Annotated in this window: 1 protein-coding gene; it reads right to left on the minus strand. The window is 73.2% G+C overall.

Features of this window, described 5'->3' with window-relative positions; genetic code table 11:
- Positions 1 to 20: 20 nt before the first annotated feature.
- A partial coding sequence (locus ACOV8S_RS00660) for an outer membrane protein assembly factor BamB family protein (protein ID WP_448315268.1) occupies positions 21 to 1717 on the minus strand: 1697 nt, incomplete at its 5' end.

Raw genomic sequence — 1717 nt, forward strand, 5'->3', positions numbered from 1 at the left:
GTGCGGGGCCGGGGCGGGCGCTACTTGGCGTAGACCGTCATCAGCTTCTCCTCCAGCTCGTCGCTGCCGGTCAGCCGGTCGACGGAGAGGAAGAGCCGGCCGTCGGCCCAGGCGATGGCGGGGTTGAGGAAGGAGCTCTCCATCTGGGCCCCGGCCGCCGGGTTCTGCAGCAGCTTCTGCGGCGTGTGCGAACCGGTCGTCGGCACGGCGACCACCTGGCCGCCCTTGTCGTAGGTGGGCTCGACGTAGGCGACCAGCCGGCCGTTCTCCAGCGTCACCGGGAGCATCGACGACTCGGCCGGGGACTTCACGCGCCACTTCACCTTGCCGGTGTCCAGGCCGATCGCGAGGATCTCGTTGGCCTTGCCGATGCTCTTGGTGGCCAGGTACATGTTCGTGTCGTCGGCGACGAAGTCGCAGGACTCCAGCGCCTTGTTGAAGATCGAGAACCCGGAACAGCGCACGTCGAGCTCGGTCTTGCCGTCGAGCTGGACGTGCGGGCCGATCCGGCCGTCGCTCGTGAAGACGGAGATGTTGCCCGTCTTCTTGTCGCGGTTGGCGCTGTAGACCACCAGCGGGCTGACGCTGTAGGCCTTCTCGACCTCCCAGCCCTTGCCGAGCGCCCGGGTCCAGCGGACCTTGCCGGTGGCCGGGTCGAGCTCGCGCAGCTCGTCGTGCTGGTTGTCGCCGCCGGCCCCGCAGGACGCGGCGACGATCAGCTTCCGCTCGTCGCCGGCGAAGCCGCCGGGGAAGCAGGAGGCCCCGTACTTCTTGATGTCGTAGCGCTTCTTGCCGGTCTTCATGGCGAGGGCCACGGCGGACTGGCCGCGGCCGACGACCAGGGTGTCCCCGGCCAGGCTGAGCGAGATGTCGCTGGTGCCGTCGAAGAGGCCGCCCTCGTCGATCTCCGCCTCCCAGCCCTTCTCACCGGTGCGCAGGTCGAGCTCCTGGACCTGGTTGCACTTGGCGCGGTCGCTGCTGCCGCTCTTGTAGGCCACGGCTATCCGCCCGTCCGCGGACACCCGCCGGGTGACGGCGCATATCTCCTGGGGGAACTCGACCGGCTTCCACGCCTCGCCGCCGTCGGCGGCCTTCCAGCCGAAGACCTGCTTGTACGCGGCCTTCACGGCCACGTCGCCGACCACCCACATGCCGGGGGCCTTGGCGCCGTCGCCCGGGGCGTCGGGGGCGCCCTTGTACCAGGCGAGGCGGGCCTCGCCTGGCGCGCGGTCCTTGTTGATGTCGAGTTCCTCGCCGCCTCCGCCGTTGCCGTCGCCCTGGTCGACGGTGGCGGTGGGCTCGGGGGCGCCCTTGGTCGCCGTGGGGGCCGGCTTCTTCTGCGCGACGGGGTCGTCGTCGCCGCCGGCGACCGCCCAGAGGCCGCCGCCGATCAGCGCGGCCACGACCACGGCGGCGGCGACCACCAGCGCGGGACGGTTCTTGAAGGGGTTGCCTCCACCGGACGGCGGCTGCGGCGGGCCGGCGGGCGGCCAGGCGCCGCCCTGCGGAGCGCCCTGCGGGTAGCCGTACCCCGGCTGCGGCGCGTACGGCCCTGCCTGCGGCGTGCCCGGCTGACCGTACGGACCGGCGGCGTAGGGCCCGGGCTGCCCGTCCGGCCCCGGCTGCCCCTGCTGCGGCTGGCCCGGCTGGGGGGCGCCGTATCCGGAGGGCGCGGCGCCGAAGCCCGCCGCGGGCTGCCCCGGCGGCGGCTGCGGGG

Source organism: Streptomyces sp. CO7 (assembly GCF_053474865.1).